The sequence below is a fragment of the Aquirufa sp. A-Brett2-W8 genome, from assembly GCF_054558755.1.
In genome coordinates, this window is record NZ_JBPXKS010000010.1 from 1 (window position 1) to 21,052 (window position 21,052).

19 protein-coding genes and 1 tRNA gene are annotated in these 21,052 nt (G+C 42.9%); 12 read left to right on the top strand and 8 right to left on the bottom strand.

The window, feature by feature from the left end:
• Window positions 1–1,124: 1,124 nt before the first annotated feature.
• From ACST13_RS10345 to ACST13_RS10360, 4 genes are all read right to left on the bottom strand, one after another.
• Window positions 1,125–1,195, bottom strand: a tRNA-Gln gene (locus ACST13_RS10345).
• A gap of 128 nt (window positions 1,196–1,323) precedes the next feature.
• On the bottom strand, window positions 1,324–2,205 hold the full coding sequence (gene fabD / locus ACST13_RS10350; protein WP_459523124.1) for an ACP S-malonyltransferase: 882 nt from the start codon (window positions 2,203–2,205) through the stop codon (window positions 1,324–1,326).
• Between the two features lie 46 nt (window positions 2,206–2,251).
• Entirely contained in the window at window positions 2,252–2,587 is a 336-nt protein-coding gene (locus ACST13_RS10355) for a thiol-disulfide oxidoreductase DCC family protein (RefSeq protein ID WP_459523125.1), read from the bottom strand.
• Between the two features lies 1 nt (window position 2,588).
• Complete coding sequence (locus tag ACST13_RS10360; RefSeq protein ID WP_459523126.1) at window positions 2,589–5,402, bottom strand: T9SS type B sorting domain-containing protein; 2,814 nt, start codon at window positions 5,400–5,402, stop codon at window positions 2,589–2,591.
• A 171-nt stretch (window positions 5,403–5,573) separates the two neighbouring features.
• Here ACST13_RS10360 and ACST13_RS10365 point away from each other — a divergent pair, with 171 nt between their 5' ends.
• From ACST13_RS10365 to ACST13_RS10415, 11 genes are all read left to right on the top strand, one after another.
• The gene (locus tag ACST13_RS10365) at window positions 5,574–6,239 is read left to right on the top strand and encodes a succinate dehydrogenase cytochrome b subunit (protein ID WP_459523127.1); all 666 of its coding nucleotides are present in this window, start codon (window positions 5,574–5,576) and stop codon (window positions 6,237–6,239) included.
• A gap of 21 nt (window positions 6,240–6,260) precedes the next feature.
• Window positions 6,261–8,240: a fumarate reductase/succinate dehydrogenase flavoprotein subunit gene (locus ACST13_RS10370; protein WP_459523128.1), complete on the top strand. Its 1,980-nt coding sequence runs from the start codon at window positions 6,261–6,263 to the stop codon at window positions 8,238–8,240.
• A gap of 9 nt (window positions 8,241–8,249) precedes the next feature.
• Window positions 8,250–9,008 (top strand): succinate dehydrogenase/fumarate reductase iron-sulfur subunit, encoded by a 759-nt coding sequence (locus ACST13_RS10375; protein ID WP_459523129.1) that lies wholly within the window; start codon window positions 8,250–8,252, stop codon window positions 9,006–9,008.
• Between the two features lie 50 nt (window positions 9,009–9,058).
• Window positions 9,059–9,640: a thymidine kinase gene (locus ACST13_RS10380; protein ID WP_459523190.1), complete on the top strand. Its 582-nt coding sequence runs from the start codon at window positions 9,059–9,061 to the stop codon at window positions 9,638–9,640.
• Window positions 9,606–10,100, top strand: a complete 495-nt coding sequence (locus ACST13_RS10385; RefSeq protein WP_459523130.1) for a YkgJ family cysteine cluster protein — start codon at window positions 9,606–9,608, stop codon at window positions 10,098–10,100. Before ACST13_RS10380 ends, ACST13_RS10385 begins: the two co-directional genes overlap by 35 nt.
• Before the next feature lie 63 nt (window positions 10,101–10,163).
• Window positions 10,164–11,081: an ROK family protein gene (locus ACST13_RS10390; RefSeq protein ID WP_459523131.1), complete on the top strand. Its 918-nt coding sequence runs from the start codon at window positions 10,164–10,166 to the stop codon at window positions 11,079–11,081.
• 102 nt (window positions 11,082–11,183) lie between these two features.
• Window positions 11,184–11,420, top strand: a complete 237-nt coding sequence (locus tag ACST13_RS10395) for an acyl carrier protein (protein WP_130895240.1) — start codon at window positions 11,184–11,186, stop codon at window positions 11,418–11,420.
• Between the two features lie 117 nt (window positions 11,421–11,537).
• Window positions 11,538–12,785, top strand: coding sequence for a beta-ketoacyl-ACP synthase II (gene fabF / locus ACST13_RS10400; protein ID WP_459523132.1), 1,248 nt, complete (start codon window positions 11,538–11,540; stop codon window positions 12,783–12,785).
• 7 nt (window positions 12,786–12,792) lie between these two features.
• A complete protein-coding gene (rnc, locus tag ACST13_RS10405; protein ID WP_459523133.1) occupies window positions 12,793–13,539 on the top strand; it encodes a ribonuclease III in 747 nt (248 codons plus the stop codon).
• Window position 13,540: 1 nt separating this feature from the next.
• On the top strand, window positions 13,541–14,290 hold the full coding sequence (locus ACST13_RS10410; protein WP_459523134.1) for a hypothetical protein: 750 nt from the start codon (window positions 13,541–13,543) through the stop codon (window positions 14,288–14,290).
• A 69-nt stretch (window positions 14,291–14,359) separates the two neighbouring features.
• Entirely contained in the window at window positions 14,360–16,258 is a 1,899-nt protein-coding gene (locus ACST13_RS10415) for a hypothetical protein (protein WP_459523135.1), read from the top strand.
• Here ACST13_RS10415 and kdsA read toward each other — a convergent pair.
• The 3 genes from kdsA to ACST13_RS10430 are packed head-to-tail and all read right to left on the bottom strand — an operon-like array spanning window position 16,255 to window position 18,800.
• The gene (gene kdsA / locus ACST13_RS10420) at window positions 16,255–17,064 is read right to left on the bottom strand and encodes a 3-deoxy-8-phosphooctulonate synthase (RefSeq protein ID WP_459523136.1); all 810 of its coding nucleotides are present in this window, start codon (window positions 17,062–17,064) and stop codon (window positions 16,255–16,257) included. The genes ACST13_RS10415 and kdsA overlap by 4 nt on opposite strands.
• A gap of 1 nt (window position 17,065) precedes the next feature.
• A complete protein-coding gene (gene murB / locus ACST13_RS10425) occupies window positions 17,066–18,070 on the bottom strand; it encodes a UDP-N-acetylmuramate dehydrogenase (RefSeq protein ID WP_459523137.1) in 1,005 nt (334 codons plus the stop codon).
• A 1-nt stretch (window position 18,071) separates the two neighbouring features.
• Window positions 18,072–18,800 carry an ABC transporter ATP-binding protein gene (locus ACST13_RS10430; protein ID WP_459523138.1) on the bottom strand — a complete coding sequence of 243 codons (729 nt, stop codon included), beginning with the start codon at window positions 18,798–18,800 and terminating at the stop codon, window positions 18,072–18,074.
• Between the two features lie 63 nt (window positions 18,801–18,863).
• Here ACST13_RS10430 and ACST13_RS10435 point away from each other — a divergent pair, with 63 nt between their 5' ends.
• Window positions 18,864–19,766, top strand: coding sequence for a prohibitin family protein (locus ACST13_RS10435; RefSeq protein ID WP_459523139.1), 903 nt, complete (start codon window positions 18,864–18,866; stop codon window positions 19,764–19,766).
• Between the two features lie 17 nt (window positions 19,767–19,783).
• Here ACST13_RS10435 and ACST13_RS10440 read toward each other — a convergent pair whose 3' ends face one another.
• On the bottom strand, window positions 19,784–20,995 hold the full coding sequence (locus ACST13_RS10440; RefSeq protein WP_459523140.1) for a bifunctional 3,4-dihydroxy-2-butanone-4-phosphate synthase/GTP cyclohydrolase II: 1,212 nt from the start codon (window positions 20,993–20,995) through the stop codon (window positions 19,784–19,786).
• Window positions 20,996–21,052 lie beyond the last annotated feature (57 nt).

Below are 21,052 nucleotides of genomic sequence, written 5' to 3' on the forward strand. Positions count from 1 at the left end.
ACAAAGAAGATTGAACTATGAGAAAATAAAAACAGCCAAAGATTGCACAGAAAAAAAAGAAATTATACATTCACAAAAACACGAAACACTTCTTTAGGAAAAGTCCACTTTAGTTTGACGACGTACATTGCTAACAAAGAACACTGGAAAGATTTTAAGAGTGGTGTGTCGAATAATGCTTCGTTTCAAAAAACTTGGCAGTCCTCAAAGGATTCTCCTATTGAACTACGTTATGGTATTAGACGGGAGCAAACAATTTCTGGATATTGGAAAGGGGTATTTGTCAGTCTCCATGAAAGAGGGTCAACCTATCATGCTAAAATTAGTTTTGACTCATATGGTGTTGAATAGTTATAATATTTTAATGTAGCCAACTGCTCCCCACGCCAAATCCCCACCCTTCTCCCCCCAAAATGTTTTTTTCCTAGCGTCACTTTGACACTATCAACACTGGCACTACCTCTGGCGACTAACACCTCTCCAGCAGAACCATTCTTTTGCCTTCTGGAGCACTTACTTTCGCCAAGGTAAGGCGCCATCTAGTTATTAATCAATGCTTACAAGCCAGCTACTACCCCCTAAACAAGAAAAAGGAGCAGACTAAGTCCAACTCCTTTCTATAATACCAAACCACTAATATAGAGCAGATTGCTTGCTCATAGCACAAACTTAACTACAGTTAGCTGTTATCGATTCGACTGCACTCAGATTATCAGTAAACTGATAATTTTCAGAATAAGTAGGTTATATGAGTATTATTCGCCAACACTGCGCATCTGCTCCAAGGGTTATATATATAAACAGAACCCCTTGCCAGCAAAAGAAGAATCGCTAAAAGTCAACTGGGTGGTTAGTGATTAGGCGATTAGGTTTTGGGAATAAGCTGGCTTCGCAGAAGACGTGAGGAGCTGAGGAACGAAGCTCCGAGGGGAGTAGATGTTTAAGATTAATTACACTGACTTTGCGGGCGAATCAAATAATGTAATACCTTCGCATTATCAGCAATTAGCTGAGCCGAAACACACAGTTTAATCAAATTTGGTGCGTAATTAGAGACACCTCTGGGATTTAGACAGAAAAAAAGCCCACTGAAATTAATCAGCGAGCTTTTCTAATTTATTCTGTTGACCTACCAGGATTCGAACCTAGAAAACCAGAACCAAAAACTGGTGTGTTACCATTACACCATAGGTCAATTCCCTAATGTGTTGCAAAAGTAAGGGCTTGCACCCAAATTATCAAACGTTACCGAAAAAATAATTGAATTATTTCGGTCATTTTTTGCTTAAGCGCTCACAATCAGAGGATCAAATTCGATTATTCTTATTCTAACTCCATGGAAGAAACAAGCGCCTCCGCGTGTACCTTACGAACAAGACCTTGCAATACCTTGCCCGGTCCACATTCGATGAATTCTGTTGCGCCTGCTGCTACCATTGCCTCCACGGTTTGCGTCCAACGAACCGCGGCTGTTAATTGCGAGATTAAATTGGCTTTGATTTCGGCTGGATCTTGAGAGGGTTGGGCGTTGACGTTTTGGAAAATAGGGCAAATCGGACGAACGATTTCGGTTGCCTCGATCGCTGCCGCTAATTCTAAGCGAGCTGGCTCCATATAGGGCGAGTGGAATGCTCCGCCCACCGGCAAAGGTAATACGCGCTTCGCTCCTGCTTCTTTTAATTGATTACCTACAGCTTCGATGCCTTCCACCGATCCAGAGATCACGACTTGACCTGGGCAGTTAAAGTTCGCTGCAACTACGGATTGTCCGTAGGCAAGGCAAATTTCTTCGATCGTTGCGTCGGGCAAACCTAAAACGGCTGCCATCGTGCTTGGCTCGATTTCACAGGCTTTTTGCATGGCCACAGCTCTTTGGTACACTAATCGTAATCCATCTTGCCAGCCTAAACCGCCTGCAGAAACGAGGGCAGAAAATTCGCCTAATGAGTGACCTGCTACCATGGAAGGAGCGAAGTCTTTCCCTAATTTGGGAATCAAAATAGAATGCAAATAAATCGCAGGCTGCGTCACTTTCGTTTGCTTTAATTCCTCGTCCGTTCCCTCGAACATCACGGCAGAAAGCGAGAAACCTAAAATGGCGTCCGCCTCGTCGATAATCTGTTTTGCTAAAGGAAAATTCGTGTATAAATCCTTTGCCATACCCGGAAACTGAGAACCCTGACCTGGGAAAATATATGCTTTCATTTGAATGATTTTTGATTAAAAGTTTTACAAAGATAGGCCAAAAGCCCTAAATGGCACAATCGTCCACCGATTTACCCCAAAATAATCGATTCTTCGCCACCCAATCGTAGCCTTTATCTAAAAAGCTGGAGGGTAACAAAAACACCAAACGAAGAGGTTGAAAATACCAATGCGAAAATGCTAAAATACGAGATATAGCTGCTGATTTCACATAGACGTCCGTTCCTACCACCCATTTGATGCTATCTATTTCTGGGAGCGTAAATTCAGTAAAGGACGTCTCGGGTATAATTTGTAGATCTCCAGCCACCATTCGTTTCAGCAGCTTCGAAGAGAAGCGACAAAAGCGACAGCCACCATCGATTAATACGATTCCGTCCATCTTAGCGAACTAGTTCGACCCAGCCTTTCAAGCTTTTAATTTGCGCTGACGTATCAAACAAATCGAAGACCACATCGCAGGTATAGAAATACGAGGACGCAGACATCTGAATGCCATTCGTATCCGTTCCATTCCACCCAAAACCATCCACAGGACCCGAATATTGATAAATCAACTGACCATTGCGGTCCACGATTTTTACCGTCACATTAGAAACAAAACGCGGACAGCGCATAGGTTTGAAGGAATCATTTAAGCCATCGCCATTGGGACTAAATAAATTAGGCAAATTAAAGGACGCGCAGTTTTCCACGCAGATCTTATTACTAGGTCCACTCTCCTTTCCTAAGGCACTCACCGCTGTAACATAATAGCATCCGCGGTAAGAATTCTGCAGGATATGTGAAAAATTCAAGGTGGAAGATTTTCCCAAAAGTGTATAAGGCGACGACGGGTCTTTCGCATAATAAATTTTATAACTCACTAGATCCGGATCGCATATTCCTGATACAGTAGGATTCCACGTAAGCTGATTTGTGAAACTACTGAAAGAACAGTCGGCCTTCGCATCTAAAGAGGCGCAATCCACCGTATAGAGCTGAAGAGACGGAGGGCAAGGGAAGATATCGGTCTGAGGAATACCACAAATGATTTGGGACTTATTAATTAATTCCATCTCCGGTAAACCTGGCCCATAAGAACCTACAGTCTCTACATAATAACAATACGAGGAATCCGTCTTCATCGAAATAGTGAAGGTTCCATCCGCAGTATACGTATCTGTCCCAAAATCCACGTATTTAAAGGTCGCAGCCGTCGTCACAGGCACATCGGCAATTCGATTAAAGAAACCTGAACCACGCGGAGTCTCCCGATAAACCCGGTGCGTTCTATTTTCATTCGTCCAAGGAACGCTCGCCGCCCAGGCTAATTTCACAGACGCAATAGCTACCAAAGAACTCAAGCGCACATTCGAAGCGGGCGCCGGCGACTCTAATAAGGTACGCACACCGTTTAAGGTATAATAGAAATCCGTCCGGTAGCGATAGGTCAATGCTGAAGTATTCAAACCTGTATCCGTATAAGAAGTATCGTTCACTGCGGTACGAATGGAGGCAGAAATAGGTGAACCGATTGCCCCATAGGTTCCAGTTCCAATAGCCCGCATTAATTGATAGCTATAAGGACCTCGGTATTGTAAGGTATCTAATTTAATCGGGCGCGTCCAACGTACGAAGTTCTCTCCAGCCGTTGTACTCGTCTTCAATACAGATACATTCGTCATAATAGGGGAAGCACTCGCAATTAAATAGCAAGCGGAATTCGACATGGGGCTAAAATCCACTGCCCCTTTCGAATTCGTAAAGACCACTACTAACAGGTACGAATAGTTGGTATTTTTAACGATGGCATTATCTATGTAGGATGTGGTGGATACGGGGAATCTAGCTAATTCCGTATACCCTGATTGCGTCATTCCTGTGGCGCAGGACGCATTTATGACCGCATCGCAGGCACCTTGTTTTCTATATAAAATCAAAGTGGCATTAGGTAAGGCACAGTTGTAGGCTGACCAGTTAACAATAATCTGTGTTCCTGTTCCCGCCGTAGCCGTCACATTTTTCACTGCTGGAGCTAGCACGCGTATCTTCCAAATCTTACTATCCACTAAGTTACTCACCCCAGCACTCGTCACGGGTGGAAAATCCTCTGTTTTAAAGAAGACATCATAATCTTCTTTTCGAATATGCACACAGTCTGTTTGCCAATTGAATGTACCGATAGCCGTTAAACTAGTTTGGCGGGCAACGGAAGTGAAAGTGGCATTCGGTGGTTTCACCGCATAGGTGGTATCGATCGCATAGACATTACCGGTACTTGTAATCGTCAATGGATCCACACGACCCGTCTTAGAAACCTGATCGATTGCCGTAATCGTCTGGTTAATGCGTGTTCCTGCTTGCACGCAGACGTCTGCAGGGACCGTTAATAAAGGGCCACGGTTATCGAGATCTTTTACTTCAATCTGCATATCGCGGACAGTTTCCGATATTTTCACCCCGTTTCTCCATTCTTCGACGATGAAAGCGCAATTATATATACCCACTTCTTGTGGTGACCTCCAGATCAAATCGCCGGTTTTGGCATTAATTGTAAACGACGACGGAGTGGAAGAGACCTCATTAGGTTGCTTGAAATTAGGAGCTAATAATCCACGACTTGCTGGATCACAGGTTAATTCTGCGCCAGTTCTTGAGACGGATAAGCGGTAGGCCAAAGAATCCCCTTCCGCATCCACCGCATTCGAATTATGAATAAAGGGTTGGCCTACTACCGCGGTTAAATCCACCGCGGGATTTAATAAAACGGGGGTGGAATTCAAGCCCAAACCTGCATTAATAGAAAAAATGGTCTCTACATAAAAGGGGACATCGACCGAACGCGAGATATTCAATACGCCATCATTCCGATTAGGGACGGCTACGGATACTTTATAAAATAGTGAGGCTGCGGGGTAGGTATATTGAACCTTATAGACGTTTTTCATGGTCCCATTCCCTAAATTCAGCGGATATCCAGCCAATCTTTTCGCTGACAAAATAGAAGAGCCATCCCCAAAACAGAAGTTCACCGCATTTTGCTCTACATTTGCCCGGTTATTTTCCGTAAACGTAGTTAGCGTAAATTCAAAAGTTAATGTTTTATCCGAAATACGCTTAACCGTGATTTCTCCCCCTTTTAAATGGGTAGCCTGTGCCGCAAAACATACCGTGCACAGAAGGAGAAAATAAAGGCTGATTCTTTTGATGAGCATAAAACATTTTTGAATTGATGTAAGTTAAGAAGGCAATTCGTTTTTTTCAAAAAAAAAGGATTTTTTACGTTTTAAATTTGATAGAGCGGCATTTCGATTGTAGTTTTGATAGTTAAATTTTATCGAACCCGTTCGTTAATTTTTCTTTCCTTTTAACAAATACATTTATTTATGGCTTGGTTAGCAAAATCACTTAATTCATCACTCGGGAAAAAGCTCCTGATGGCCATAACGGGCCTCTTTTTAATCAGCTTCCTATTAGTTCACTGCAGCTTAAATGCATTAATATTCTTAAATGACGGTGGAGCAGCCTTTAATGAAGGCGCAGAGTTCATGGGACATAACCCTGTTATCCGAGCGATGGAGATTGTCTTGTTTGGCGGCTTGTTATTACACATTTTTGATGGCCTACGTCTTTGGTTTGAAAATAAATCAAAACGCCCGGTAGCTTACGCTAAAGTAGACGGTGCGGCTAACAGTAAGTGGTATTCTCGCTCAATGGGTCTTTTAGGTACCTTATTATTATTGTTCTTAATCCTTCACTTGAAGCATTTTTGGTACTTCTCTCGCTTAACAGAAGGCTTAGAAGACCATACCTTATATGCAGAAATGCAAGACGTTTTCATGAATCCAGTAGTTGTAGTGGTTTATGTTTTAGGATGTATTTCCTTAGGTTACCATTTATTGCATGGATTCCAAAGCGCATTCCAGTCGATGGGTTGGAACCACCCGAAATATACTCCGGGCATTAAATTAGTAGGAGCTATCTTCTCTATTGTTATTCCAGCCTTGTTTGCTGCGATGCCAATAGCCTTTCATTTCCATTTGATTCATTAATATTTCAGCGATACGATTGATATGACAAAATTAGATGCAAAAATCCCTGGGGGTACTTTAGCCGACAAGTGGACTTCGTTCAAATCCAGTGTTCCGTTGGTAAATCCCTCCAACAAACGTAGCTTAGAAATCATCGTGGTAGGTTCCGGCCTAGCTGGTGCCTCTGCGGCTGCTTCGCTAGCTGAATTAGGATATAAAGTAAAAGTATTCTGTTTCCAAGATTCTCCACGTCGTGCGCACTCGATTGCTGCACAAGGAGGTATCAATGCAGCAAAGAACTACCAAAATGACGGTGACTCCATTTACCGTTTATTCTATGATACCATTAAAGGTGGTGACTACCGTTCTCGTGAAGCGAACGTTCACCGTCTTGCGGAGGTATCAGGAAATATCATTGACCAATGCGTGGCGCAAGGAGTTCCTTTCGCTCGTGAATACGGCGGATTGCTTTCTAACCGTTCATTCGGTGGAACGCAAGTACAGCGTACTTTCTACGCAGCCGGTCAAACGGGTCAGCAATTATTATTAGGTGCTTATTCTTCTTTGCAACGTCAAATAGGAATGGGTAATGTAAAAATGTATACACGCCACGAAATGCTAGATGTCGTTACGATCGACGGAAAAGCGCGTGGTATTATTGCTCGTGACTCTGTAACAGGGGCTTTAGAGCGTCACTTCGGACATGCTGTTTTATTATGTACAGGTGGTTACGGAAACGTATTCTACTTGTCGACTAACGCCATGGGATCGAACGTAACGGCGGCTTGGAAGGCACACAAAAAAGGTGCTTTCTTCGCGAATCCTTGCTATACGCAGATTCACCCGACTTGTATCCCAGTTTCAGGTGATCACCAGTCGAAATTAACCTTGATGTCTGAGTCCCTTCGTAATGACGGTCGTATTTGGGTTCCTAAAAAGGAAAACGATACACGTAAGGCGAACGAGATTCCAGAAGACGAAAGAGACTATTACCTAGAGCGTCGTTATCCTGCGTTCGGTAACTTAGTACCACGTGACATTGCGTCTCGTGCGGCGAAAGAGCGTTGTGATGCAGGTTTTGGTGTAGGAACTTCTAAAATGGCTGTTTACTTAGACTATGCTGCGGCGATTATTCGTTACGGTCAAGGAGAAGCGAACAAGCATAATATGCACAATCCATCCGATGAAGAGATTCAAGCGATGGGCAAAGCAGTGGTGAAAGAGAAATACGGTAACTTGTTTGATATGTACAAGCAAATTACGGGAGAAGATCCTTATCAGGCGCCTATGCGTATTTATCCGGCGGTTCACTATACGATGGGTGGACTTTGGGTAGATTATAATTTAATGACCACGGTTCCAGGTTTATACGCATTAGGAGAGGCTAACTTCTCTGATCACGGCGCTAACCGCTTAGGAGCGTCTGCCTTGATGCAAGGTTTAGCGGATGGTTATTTCGTTATTCCATATACGATCGGTGCTTATTTAGCAGCCGAAATTCGTACACCGGCGATGTCAACAGATACCCCAGATTTCGAAGCAGCAGAAAAAGCGGTGCGTGATCGTTTAGAGACGTTGATGAACATTAAAGGCAATAAGCCGGTCGATTACTTCCACAAGCGTTTAGGTAAAATAATGTGGGATGAGTGTGGTATGGCTCGTAGCGCAGAAGGTTTGAAAGCTTCGATTAAGGAGATTCAGGCATTGCAAAAGGAGTTTTGGTCAGATGTGAAGATTCCAGGTGAAATTGATAACCTAAATCCTGAATTAGAGAAAGCGGGCCGTGTGGCTGACTTCTTAGAATTAGGGGAATTAATGTGTATTGATGCCTTGGATCGCGACGAAAGTTGTGGAGGTCACTTCCGTACTGAATTCCAAACAGAAGATGGGGAAGCCCTTCGTGATGACGAAAAGTACGCCTATGTAGCGGCTTGGGAATACGAAAAACAATCGAAATTCAAGCTTCATAAAGAAGAATTGAAATACGAAAACATCAAAATTGCTCAAAGATCTTATAAATAATTCGATACAATGGAAGGACATTTAAACCTGACACTCAAAATTTGGAGACAAAAAAATGCAAGCGTAGCTGGTAAATTCGAAACCTACCAGGTAAGCGGCATCTCCACCGATATGTCATTTTTGGAAATGATTGACGTGTTAAATAACCGTTTGATCGAAGAAGGAGATGATCCTGTCGCATTTGACCACGATTGCCGTGAAGGTATTTGCGGAATGTGCTCGATGTACATTAACGGTCGTCCTCACGGGCCTAACCGCGGTGTGACGACTTGTCAATTACACATGCGTTCCTTTAAAGATGGCGAAACTATTACAGTGGAGCCTTGGAGAGCGAGTGCATTCCCGGTGATTAAGGACTTAGTGGTGAACCGTTCTTCTTTTGACCGTATTATTGCGGCAGGAGGTTTCGTTTCAGTGAACACAGGTAATGCGAAGGATGCGAACAACATCCCGATTAATAAAGACGATGCGGACGAGGCTTTCGCAGCAGCGGCTTGTATCGGTTGTGGTGCTTGCGTAGCGGCTTGTAAGAATGCGTCGGCGATGTTGTTTACGTCTGCCAAAGTTTCTCAACTTGCCCTCCTTCCACAAGGCCAAATCGAGGCAGCCACTCGCGCTCAAGCGATGGTCGCTCAGATGGACGAAGAAGGATTTGGTGCTTGTTCTAATACGGGTGCTTGCGAGGCTGAATGCCCTAAAGGTATTTCGATTGAGAACATTGCCCGAATGAACCGCGAATATTTCTCGGCCACATTCACTTCCAAATAACACTCATTTAATACAGCCCCTGAATGCAAAATCAGGGGCTTTTTACGCCCTTGTTTTTAGAACCCAATCATAAAAAATCCAACGAACGCAATCCGCCAGCAGGCTGGATTGAGGTTATTTGCGGCTCCATGTTTTCGGGTAAAACAGAGGAATTAATTCGCCGCCTCAAGCGCGCAAAAATCGCTCAAATGCGCGTCGAAATCTTCAAACCGATTACCGACACGCGCTACCACGACGAAGATATTGTTTCCCATAACCAAAACTCGATCCGTTCCACTCCCGTCAATAATTCAGGCGAAATCCTGCTATTAGCTGGCGACTGCGATGTGATCGGATTAGATGAAGTACAATTCTTCGACGAAAACATCGTGGAGGTTTGTAATAATACCTTAGCGAATCAAGGTAAACGAATCATTGTCGCTGGCTTGGATATGGACTTTAAGGGTATTCCTTTTGGGCCCATGCCCGGATTAATGGCTATTGCTGAGTTCGTCACGAAAGTACATGCCGTTTGCGTGAATTGTGGAGCAGCTGCTCACTATTCCTACCGCAAGGCCGATCAACAACAAACCGTTTTATTAGGTGAAACAGAATCCTATGAAGCGCGTTGCCGCTCTTGCTTCCATGCCTAAGGAAAAAAAAGACCCCTCCTTCCGGAAATTCATACAGCGCCTAGTAGCCAGAAAGCCTAAGAATCTAGACGCACAATTTTTCCAGGCTCACCAGGAGGTTTTTGCAAAAACGGATTGCTTGACCTGCGGAAATTGCTGTCGCACCACGAGTCCCATTTGGAATGAAACGGATATCCAACGGGTTTCCCATTTATTTAAAATGAAGACCTCTGCCTTCTTGGATGCTTATTTAGTGCAAGATTCAGATGGCGATTGGGTATACCCTGCGGCTCCTTGCCCCTTTTTAGATCTTTCAGATAATAAATGTGGTATCTATGATCACCGCCCCAAAGCCTGCCGAGAATACCCACACACCGATCGAAAGAACATCATGGGGATTTTAGGTTTGACCTCAAAAAATGCGTTAATCTGTCCTGCAGTCACGCAAATACTTGAAAAAATCGAGCAAATTTACAAATGAGCGCCTTTTGATTTGAAATTCACGTCAAAAATCGACAATTTCGTAATTCAATAAATCAAAATAATGGTAGCAGCAGAATACTTAGGAATCGATGTAGGTGGAACAGGGGTAAAAATGGGTATTGTCCATGCAGACACAGGTCAAATCAACAATTTTCAAAGTTACGATACCGCTACCTGGAGAGAATCAAACCACTTTTTAGATCGTTTGGCTGATGCCATTGCCTTGCAATTGTATCAACACAAGCATGTGAGGAAAATCGGAATCGGCCTACCTGGTATTTTGACCAAAGATCGCCGAACCTTGGTGGAGATCACGGCTATTCCTGAAATTGACGGTTCCCCCATGATCGACATGTTAGAAAAACGTTTTCCAGAACATACCTTCTTCATGGAAAATGATGCGAACGCAGCGGCCTTAGGAGAATTCTATTTCTCTCCTGAGAAAACTACTATGCCAGAAGACTTTGTCTTTATAACCTTAGGAACAGGCGTAGGCGGCGCGGCGGTTATCGATCGTAAAATATTTTTAGGAGGCGATGGCAATGCCATGGAGCCAGGTCACGTACCGTCTCGCGATGGAAAAGTGCTGGAACGCAATGTAGGAAAGAAAGAATTATTGCAATTGGCTACCGCCATGCGCGCAAGCTATACAGGCAAAACATCCTTGCCAACGGATGGAACTATTTCCACCACGGCTTTAGTGGTGGGTGCGGAAGAAGGGGACGAATTAGCTTTAGCAGTTTGGGACGAAGTAGGTACCCTCTTAGGGGATATGTTAGCTTCCTTAATTCGTATTTTAGATATCAAAAATATATTCATAGGTGGCGGATTATCAGCCTCTTACGACTTTATTCTTCCTAGTATGGAGAAGCAATTAAATTACTGGTTAACACCTGCTTATTTAGAAAAATTAACGATTAAAAAAGCTTTATTAGGGAACGACGCAGGCCTTTTAGGGGCCGCATCGCTTTGTTTTTAAGGCAAACACCCTAGAACAGGTTAATTAGAATCAAATTTGTTTGATAAATTCAACTTTAATTCTAATCTTTGCAACGTTTTTGAACCCCAAAATAATATTATAATGTCAGATATTGCAGAAAAAGTAAAGAGCATCATCGTTGAAAAATTAGGTGTAGAAGCGTCAGAAGTTACTCCTGAGGCATCTTTCACAAACGATTTGGGCGCTGACTCGTTAGACACGGTTGAGCTAATCATGGAATTCGAAAAAGAATTCTCTGTTTCTATTCCAGATGATCAAGCGGAAAATATCCAAACAGTAGGCCAAGCTATTACTTATTTGGAAGAGAACGCAAAGTAATCGAAGCAAACATAAAAATTATGTCAATTAGTTAAAAGTAATCAGGTGGATTTATCCATGGGATTTCTCGAACTAATTGACATTTTTATTTAAAGTAGATTCATAAATACGAATAATATGGAGTTAAAACGAGTAGTTGTTACGGGCTTAGGCGCCCTGACCCCCATCGGAAATACAGTTAGTGAATATTGGAATGGATTGAAGAACGGCGTGAACGGCTGTGGTCCTATCACGAAATTCGATGCGGAAAAATTCAAAACTCGTTTTGCTTGTGAATTAAAGAACTTCAAGGTAGAAGATTTTATCAATGCTAAAGAAGCTCGCAAAATGGATCCATTCACACAATACGCTGTTGTAGCCGCCGATGAGGCGATTGCTGATGCGAATTTTGACATGGAAACCATCAATAAAAATAAAGTAGGCGTTATCTGGGGATCAGGTATCGGTGGATTGAAAACTTTTGAGGACGAAATGATCTATTTCGGACAAGGGGACGGAACACCGAAAATCAATCCTTTCTTTATTCCTAAGATGATTGCAGATTCTTCCTCAGGCCAAATCTCTATCCGTAACGGATTCCGTGGTCCTAACTACGTAACAGTTTCGGCTTGTTCATCGGCTAATAACGCAATCATTGATGCGTTCAATTACATTCGTACCGGACGTATAAACGTGTGTGTTACGGGTGGTTCTGAAGCTCCAGTGACCATTGCTTCAGTGGGTGGTTTCACAGCCATGCACGCGATGTCCACACGTAACGACGATCCAGCTACGGCGTCTCGCCCTTATGACGTAGACCGTGACGGTTTCGTGGTAGGTGAAGGTGCTGGTGCTTTAATTTTAGAAGAATACGAGCACGCGAAAGCGCGTGGCGCGAAAATATATGCCGAATTAATCGGTGGAGGTTTCTCCTCAGATGCACATCACATTACGGCTCCGCACCCAGAAGGACTAGGCGCTTTATTATCAATGAATGATGCACTAGATGATGCAAACATTAAGCCGGAGGAAGTAGATTATGTGAATACACATGGAACGTCTACTCCGATCGGTGATCCACAAGAAATCAAAGCAATTGTAGATTGTTTTGGTGAGCATGCCTACAAAATAGCCATCTCTTCGACTAAATCGATGACAGGTCACTTATTAGGGGGAGCAGGTGCGGTAGAGGCTGTTGCTTCCGTGTTAGCGATTCAACACCAATTTGTACCTCCTACGATTAACGTATTTAACCGCGATCCTGAAATCGACCAACGCATAGACCTAACAGAGAACGTGGGCAAAGCACGTAAGATTGATGTTGCCATGAGTAACGGATTTGGTTTTGGAGGTCATAACGCAACGGTAATTTTCAGAAAAATCTAAGATAAATATGGCCGTAAAATCTCTCCTAAACTGGTTAGATCCGATTCGACTGGACGAACGAGAGAAATTCTTAAAGAAATCGGTTACACATTTAATAGGAACTAGTCCGAGTAATTTAACCTTATACAGACTAGCCTTTTTACACGCCTCCGCTTCGAAGGAGAGTGTGGCAGAAAACTACAAAGAGTCGAATGAACGTCTCGAATTCCTGGGCGATTCCGTTCTAGGGATGATTACAGCGACGTATTTGTTCCAAAAATTCCCCTTCAAAGACGAAGGTTTCTTAACTGAAATTCGTTCTAGAATGGTCAGCCGTGAATCCTTGAACGTCATCGGCCGAAAGCTCGGTTTAGAAGAAGTCATTGAATATGAAGCTCAACGCAAAACATCCATGTCCCGTACGTCTATGTATGGAGATGCTTTAGAAGCTTTTATAGGTGCCGTGTATTTAGATAAAGGTTTTGCCTTCACCCAAAACTTCATCATCAAAAAGATCCTAACGCAATATTTCGACCTTGAAGCCGTTGTTCAAAACAATCCGAACTTCAAGTCGATGCTGATCGAATGGGCCCAAAAAGAAGGTAAAAAAGTGTCTTTCGAACTGGATCAAGAAGGAGAACACCACAACCGGGAATTCACCGCATTGGTAATCCTAGATGGCACTAAAATCTCCGAAGGAAAAGGCTATTCAAAGAAAAAAGCAGAACAAACGGCCGCAAGGATGGCTTGTGAACAACTAAAAATTAAATCATAAAATGGCTACACCGAATATTTTCTTGCACTACTGGAATGATTCATCAGAAACCATCACCTTTCAAGAAGTATTAGCTTGGGAAATTCCTACCCCAGTCATTGAAGCCGTTCAAAGCGAACTTTTAGCCCAGTTAAACTCCTCGCGGGCTGTTGAAATTTTCCCTAATTTCCCCTGGTCTAGCCCGCGCTTTGAAGAAAAATGGGCAGGAATTGCTCAGACTTTATTATACCAAGTTTCATTACCTGAGTTTATTTGGGCGTCCTGGATACAAAGTATTTCGGCACCTATTTCCGATGCACCGCAGCCAAGTTTCGCAGATTTATTGAATTCTCATGAGGCACCTACAGAAGTTTACGCGGCGCCAGAAACTCCCGAAGAACCTTTCGATCTATTGAATACCGAACTATATTTCGAGACTCCTGAAAGTTTAGATGATTCCACAGAGGAAGAGTTTACCAGACTAAAAGATTTATTAAGTGGTTCATCTGGTTCATTGAAGTCCAAAGTAGAATCTCAAATGACTGAAAGAATCGCGGACACAATTAGTTTACACCAACGCATTCAATTCATTCAAGAATTATTCCGTGGCGACGTGGCGCAACTCGAATCCCTGATTCAGTACATCGATGAAGAAGCAGACGCGGAAACCTGGGCTACTGAGCTTTTAGCTCGCTATCAAGCTTACCGTGCCGCAGAGAATGAGGCCATCTGGGAAGAGCTTCACTTAATCATCGAACGAAAGTTCAACTAACTGATTTTCATTATCAGTTTTTAAGCCCTTTGCCTACGAGCATCCTAGTAATTTCAAGAAAAAAATTCCTTGAAAACGATCCTGCTCCTCCTGTGCTCTTTTACTGCATTTGCCCAAATTCCCACCCAAGAAGAGGAGGAAAAGCAATCTAGTTTCGATTACTATCTAGCTAATCCGCTAAATATCAATTTAGTCACAGAAGCCGAACTACAATCCTCTCTCCTATTTAGTTCTGAACAAATCACAGATTTCTTATCCTTTCGAAAACAAATTGGCACTTTTCAGTCCATATTAGAACTACAAACCATTCCCTCTTGGGATCTAGACTTCCTGCGAAGAACCCAAGACTACCTTGTTTGTAGCCTTATAAATCCAAGCTGGTGGAAACCCAGTTCATCCCTGCATCAAATTTTATTTAAAACCGATTGGACAACAGAAACTAAAAAAGGTTTTACAGAACCTGATGTTAGAAGCAAGGTCCGCTATGTGGGCGATCGAACGAACCAAACCTTGCGCTACCGAGGTCAATTAAATGCGAACTTACGCATCGGCTTTCTTTTACAAAAAGATGCAGGCGAAAAGGACCTCAGTGACTTTAGCAGCGGCTTTATGGAATTTAAATCGAAAGGATTCCTTGAAAAAATCATCCTAGGCGACTTTATCAACCAATGGGGACAAGGCCTTGTTCAATCGGGGGGCTTTGCCTTAGGAAAGAGTTTTGAAAGTATTAAAGCCACCCAAAAATTCAACCTAGGTGGATTAGCCTATAGTTCGAGCGTAGAATACGGCTACTATCGTGGAATCAATACCACCCTAAAAATCACAGAATTTCTCCGAATGCAAGCTTTCGCCTCTTACCGTAACTTAGACGCAACGACTGGCTCAGACTCCACAGGAAATAAATACCTCCGATCTAGGGTCGAGGATGGATTCCACCGAACATCCTCCGAAATTAGTCACATCGATGCCATGCAGGAGAAAACAGCTGGAGCAAATCTCATTTATTCCCCTCTGCGCTTTCCACTAGTTATACAATTCAATGCGGTGCTAACGGAATGGTCCTTGCCTAAACTCGTGGGCTTGGGGTATAAACAACCGGAATGGTCAGGAAAAGCGCTTAAAAATTATTCGGTCAACTTCCAATATCCTGTTCGCAACATACGACTAGTGGGGGAATTCGCTTATTCTGATAATCAACAATTTTCTATTCTTCAATCGGGAGCTACCTCCATTTCGAAGAAAATGGATCTATCTTACCTATTCAGAAGCTATTCCGCCGGGTATTTTAGTCCTAAATCCAATGGTCTATCAGAAAACTCAGAGAATCTCAATGAAATTGGCCTATTCCTGGGCCATGGCTATCAACTTTCGAAGCGAATTAAGCTTAGCTCCTATTTTGATTATTATCGCTTCCCTGGCCCTAAATACCAGGTGAATGAATCCGATACATCCGGGTGGGAAATTTTGAGTCGCCTGCAATTCGAAAAGCGCAAGGCGATGCGACTGTTTCTTCAAGGGAAGTGGACAAGAAAAGAAGCGAAAGATCTGATTCAAGCTAGCCTGGACGGACATTACTTAGCACTTAAATCGTGGGATTTCCACTTTCGAGCGATGGCCTCTAATTTAGGCTCAGAAATAGGATACCTACTCTTGCAAGACATCAAATGGGATCAAGGCAAATGGAACCTTCAAGCTAGGTTCGCTTATATAGATTCGCCCACCTATGACACCCGATTATATGCCTATGAACCTGGCGTCCCCTACTCCTTTTTGTTGCCAGCCTATTCAGGCAAAGCCATCAAAACCAATCTTGTCATTGCCTTTCAATACAATAGAGAAATCCAATTCGCAGCAAAGTGGGCAAGAATAAGCTATTCGGACAGAACAGAAATAGGATCAGGCTTAGATTTGATAAACGGGGACACGAAAACCGACATTACCCTCCAACTCCTGTATAAGATGCATTAGACGATCGCTTCGCGTACGCGCAATAACCTTTCGAGTAGACCTTCTAATTGATCCAATGGAAGCATATTAGCCCCATCTGATTTTGCGATCGATGGATTTGGATGCGTTTCGATGAAGATTCCATCTGCACCTACTGCAATGGCTGCTTTGGCAATCGTTTCTATCAAGGCTGGTTGTCCACCGGTGATACCCGTTGTTTGATTTGGACGCTGTAAAGAGTGCGTGCAATCCATAATTACGGGAACATTCATCGCCGCCATCTCTGGAAGGTTACGGTAATCTACCACTAGATCTCCATAGCCAAATGAGTTTCCGCGATCTGTTAAATAAACCACCGCCTCCGGATTTTCGTGCAGTACCTTTTCGACTGCAAATCGCATCGAAGCACCTGACATGAATTGACCTTTCTTGATGTTAACGGCTTTGCCTGTTTGGGCTGCGGCGGCTAATAAATCAGTTTGGCGGCAAAGGAAAGCCGGTATCTGTAAGACATCCACATAGGCAGCTGCCATTGCAGCTTCTGCACTTTCGTGAATATCTGTTACGGTAGGCAAGGAATAATGCTGGCCTACTGCCTTTAATATTTCAAGGGCTTTAATATCCCCAATCCCGGTAAAGGAATCGATTTTAGTCCGATTAGCTTTGCGGTAAGAACCTTTGAAAATATAAGGAATTCCCATTGACTTCGTGATTCCATGTATTTTTTCGGCAATTTCAAAAGCAAGGTCATTGCTCTCAATCGCGCAAGATCCTGCCATTAAAAAGAAAGGCCCTTTGCCTAAATTCGCTAAAGTCGGTAATGTCATTTTATAAAATATTTACTTCGGTCTCTAAAGTGACTCCGAATTTGTCCTTAATTGATTTCTTTATTTCTTCAGATAAGGCCAAAATCTCCTCGCCCTTAGCCTCCCCATAATTCACTAAAACTAGTGCCTGCTTTGCATGCACTCCTGCATCTCCCCTTCTGAAACCTTTCCATCCGGCTTGTTCAATAAACCAACCCGCAGGAAACTTCACATCCGTACTTCCTTCTACCGCATAAAACGGAATACCTGGAAATTGATTTTGCAGACGAACCGCCTCTGTAGAAGATACCGTTGGATTCTTAAAGAAACTACCCGAATTTCCAATTTCCTTCGGATCCGGCAATTTGCTTTTTCGTATTTCGATAACCGCATCGGCTACTTCCCGAATAGAAGGTTGCTTAATTCCTTTAGCAGCTAAAACCTCTTGAATCGCGCCATAAGACGTCTTCAAAGAGGGCTTTTTCGCTAACTTAAAGGTAACTGAACTAATTAAATACTGTCCTTTACCGGCGCGCTTGAAGAAACTTTCGCGGTAAGCGAAGCCGCAGGCTTTGGCATCAAAATGTTCCAAGGTTAAGGTCTGCAAATTCAGCGCCTCTAAGGACTCAAATGTATCTTTAATTTCCGCACCATACGCACCGATATTTTGCATGGGTGCCGCTCCCACTGTCCCAGGAATCAAAGATAAATTCTCTAATCCTGACCAGCCCTGGTCTACGGTATATTGCACAAGGTCATCCCAAACAACTCCAGCTCCACTTTTAACCCAAACATAATCCGCCTCTTCCTTCACAATCGAAATCCCTGGAATAGAAATTTTGACGACCAAAGCCTCTTGATTTTTCGTCAACAACACGTTACTCCCCCCTCCTAAAAATAGGTGCGGAAGATGCGCAAATTCACTCGAATTTCGAAGAGAAACATATTGCTCCACTGAACTTATCTCTACGAATTGACTTGCTGCCGCCTCAATCCCAAACGTATTATACCCACGTAGAGAATACATATTAAAACAATTTGGTAGATAAAAACTCCTCTAAAGCAGGCACTCTAGACTGATGAAAGGATTCTGAATTACCTTCCCAAATTTTCTTTCCCTCCTTCAAGAAGATGATTGATTCTCCCATGCGCATCACGGAATTCATATCGTGTGAAATCACAACAGTAGTCATATTATATTCCTGCGTGATTTCTTGAATTAAATAATCGATTTTGACTGCTGTTAATGGATCCAAGCCAGAATTTGGCTCATCACAAAATAAATATTTCGGGTTCATTACGATCGCACGCGCAATCCCAACCCTCTTTTTCATACCACCCGAAATCTCAGATGGCATTAATAAAGCGGCACTTTCTAAACCCACACGCTGCAAGCAAAGCATAGCTTGCGCATTCTTTTCATCGAGGGTTTGGGAGGTTAAGGTATCCAAAGGAAAACGTACATTTTCCAGAACAGATTTAGAATCAAAAAGGGCTCCTCCTTGAAATAAAACACCCATTTCACGGCGAATTTCTTTAACGACATCCGGATGAGCCGTCAAGAAATCACGACCATCGTACAATACTTGCCCTGTTTCAGGTGCTAAAATCCCAATCATGCATTTCAGCAATACAGACTTCCCTGTACCACTACCACCGATGACCATATTTGTCTTTCCTTGATGGAAATTAGCATTGATGTCTTCGAGTACTACACGACCTTTAAAAGATTTAGATAAGCCCCTGATTTCAATCATATTCAAAATTAGGGATTATTGAATACTTTATGATATATTTGATGACATTTAAATACAAAAATCATGTTTTTAATCTTCTTAGGCATAATCCTCTTCGTTGCAGGCAATGCCATTTCTAATCCTAACCTCGTATTTTCGAAATATAGCAACACACTAAAAATAGTCGGTGTAGCTTTCGCTTTACTTGGCTTAACTAGTTCAGCAGTTGTGCAAGTGGATGCAGGTGAAGTAGGGGTCCAAAGTGTCTTTGGAAAAGTACAACCCACCACCTTGAATAGTGGTCTTAATTTTGTAAACCCCTTAGCAAAAGTGGTGGTATTCGATGCAAAAACACAAAACTATACGATGTCTAGCGTACATGACGAAGGCGATAAAGCCGGCGATGATGCCATTCGCGTATTAACGGCCGATGGCCTTGAAGTTGTGGTAGATTTAACCGTTCTTTTCCGTATCCTACCCACGGAGGCTCCGCGCGTATTGCGTGAGATTGGTGAAGACTACAAGGATAAGGTCGTTCGTCCTATCACCCGTACGATGATTCGCGATAATGCAGTGTATTACGACGCTGTGGCTCTTTATTCCTTGAAGCGTAATGAATTCCAACAACGCATTTACTCTGATATTGAAAAGAACTTCAAGAAAAGAGGTTTGGTTTTAGAGCAATTATTGATCCGCAATATTAACCTACCTACCTCTGTAAAGACTACGATTGAATCGAAAATCAATGCGGAACAAGATGCACAAAAGATGCAATTCGTCTTACAAAAGGAGAAGCAAGAAGCGGAGAGAAAGCGTGTAGAAGCGCAAGGTATCGCAGATTACCAGAAGATTTTATCCACTGGTTTGAGCGATAAGCAATTGCAGTATGAGTCGATTATTGCCCAAAAAGAATTAGCTAAATCCCCTAATGCGAAAGTAATCATCATGGGTGGCAAAAACACCCCGATCATTCTAGGGAATCAATAAAATAAAGGCGCGCGATTCTAACGAATCGCGTGCCCCATTTTATCTCTTTTCGTTTCTAAGTATTTTTTATTGTGCGGATTTGCTAGAATTTCAATAGCAATCGAATCAACGATCTCTAATCCGTAGCCCATCAATCCGGCTCTTTTCTTTGGATTATTTGAAATTAAGCGAATTTTTTGAACCCCTAAATCGCGTAGAATTTGGGCACCTACTCCATAATCGCGCTCATCCATAGCAAAGCCTAATTCCAAGTTCGCTTCCACCGTATCCCGGCCTTGCTCTTGTAGCTTATAAGCTTTCAATTTATTGATTAAACCGATTCCTCGGCCTTCTTGGAACATATATAAAATCACACCTTTCCCCTCATTCTCCACCATTTCCATAGCTGCGTGTAATTGCTCTCCGCAGTCGCAGCGACATGAACCAAAAATATCCCCCGTCACACAAGAGCTGTGCACGCGAACCATCACAGGCTCATCCTTCTCCCAACTGCCCTTAATTAAGGCTAAATGCGTGTCTCCTGTATTAATTTGCTTGAAGGCAACTAATTCGAAAGAACCCCATTCGGTAGGCATATTCACTCCGATCTCGCGCTTGATCAAAGATTCTTTAGACAAACGATATTCAATCAAATCCTTGATTGTCACTAATTTCAATTTATGCTTATCTGCAAGCAAACGTAGATCGGGCAAACGTGCCATACTTCCATCTTCATTCAATACTTCGATCAAAACTCCAGAAGGTTGAAAACCAGCTAAGCGCGCAAAATCCATCGACGCTTCTGTGTGACCCGTACGACGTAAAACGCCTTCGGTACGTGATTTTAAGGGGAAAATATGACCTGGTCTACCTAAATCGGTAGGTTGAGTTGCGGGGTTAACTAAGGCTTGAATTGTTTTAGAACGATCAGAGGCAGAAATACCTGTCGTGCAACCATTCCCTAATAAATCCACTGAAACCGTAAACGGAGTTTCATGTGAGGTGGTATTCTGATTCACCATCATCTCTAAGCCTAATTCCTGGCAGCGTTCATCGGTCAAAGAAACGCACATTAATCCGCGGGCTTCTTTGATCATAAAGTTGACAATTTCAGGCGTGATCGCTTCCGATGCACAAATCATGTCACCCTCATTCTCCCGATCTTCATCATCGGCGACAATAATTATTTTTCCCTGGCGAATATCTTCCAGGGCATCTTCGATACGATCTAAGCGAATTTTATCTAGCATTTTTTAGGCATTTGAATCAGAAACACAAAGTTACACGAAATAATTCCCTTTTTGACT

Bases quoted from the DNA above. Each gene is read 5' to 3' on its own strand.
- fabD (WP_459523124.1), bottom strand. From the start codon at position 2,205: ATGAAAGCATATATTTTCCCAGGTCAGGGTTCTCAGTTTCCGGGTATG.
- ACST13_RS10355 (WP_459523125.1), bottom strand. From the start codon at position 2,587: ATGGACGGAATCGTATTAATCGATGGTGGCTGTCGCTTTTGTCGCTTC.
- ACST13_RS10360 (WP_459523126.1), bottom strand. From the start codon at position 5,402: ATGCTCATCAAAAGAATCAGCCTTTATTTTCTCCTTCTGTGCACGGTA.
- ACST13_RS10365 (WP_459523127.1), top strand. From the start codon at position 5,574: ATGGCTTGGTTAGCAAAATCACTTAATTCATCACTCGGGAAAAAGCTC.
- ACST13_RS10370 (WP_459523128.1), top strand. From the start codon at position 6,261: ATGACAAAATTAGATGCAAAAATCCCTGGGGGTACTTTAGCCGACAAG.
- ACST13_RS10375 (WP_459523129.1), top strand. From the start codon at position 8,250: ATGGAAGGACATTTAAACCTGACACTCAAAATTTGGAGACAAAAAAAT.
- ACST13_RS10385 (WP_459523130.1), top strand. From the start codon at position 9,606: ATGAAGCGCGTTGCCGCTCTTGCTTCCATGCCTAAGGAAAAAAAAGAC.
- ACST13_RS10390 (WP_459523131.1), top strand. From the start codon at position 10,164: ATGGTAGCAGCAGAATACTTAGGAATCGATGTAGGTGGAACAGGGGTA.
- ACST13_RS10395 (WP_130895240.1), top strand. From the start codon at position 11,184: ATGTCAGATATTGCAGAAAAAGTAAAGAGCATCATCGTTGAAAAATTA.
- fabF (WP_459523132.1), top strand. From the start codon at position 11,538: ATGGAGTTAAAACGAGTAGTTGTTACGGGCTTAGGCGCCCTGACCCCC.
- rnc (WP_459523133.1), top strand. From the start codon at position 12,793: ATGGCCGTAAAATCTCTCCTAAACTGGTTAGATCCGATTCGACTGGAC.
- ACST13_RS10410 (WP_459523134.1), top strand. From the start codon at position 13,541: ATGGCTACACCGAATATTTTCTTGCACTACTGGAATGATTCATCAGAA.
- kdsA (WP_459523136.1), bottom strand. From the start codon at position 17,064: ATGACATTACCGACTTTAGCGAATTTAGGCAAAGGGCCTTTCTTTTTA.
- murB (WP_459523137.1), bottom strand. From the start codon at position 18,070: ATGTATTCTCTACGTGGGTATAATACGTTTGGGATTGAGGCGGCAGCA.
- ACST13_RS10430 (WP_459523138.1), bottom strand. From the start codon at position 18,800: ATGATTGAAATCAGGGGCTTATCTAAATCTTTTAAAGGTCGTGTAGTA.
- ACST13_RS10435 (WP_459523139.1), top strand. From the start codon at position 18,864: ATGTTTTTAATCTTCTTAGGCATAATCCTCTTCGTTGCAGGCAATGCC.
- ACST13_RS10440 (WP_459523140.1), bottom strand. From the start codon at position 20,995: ATGCTAGATAAAATTCGCTTAGATCGTATCGAAGATGCCCTGGAAGAT.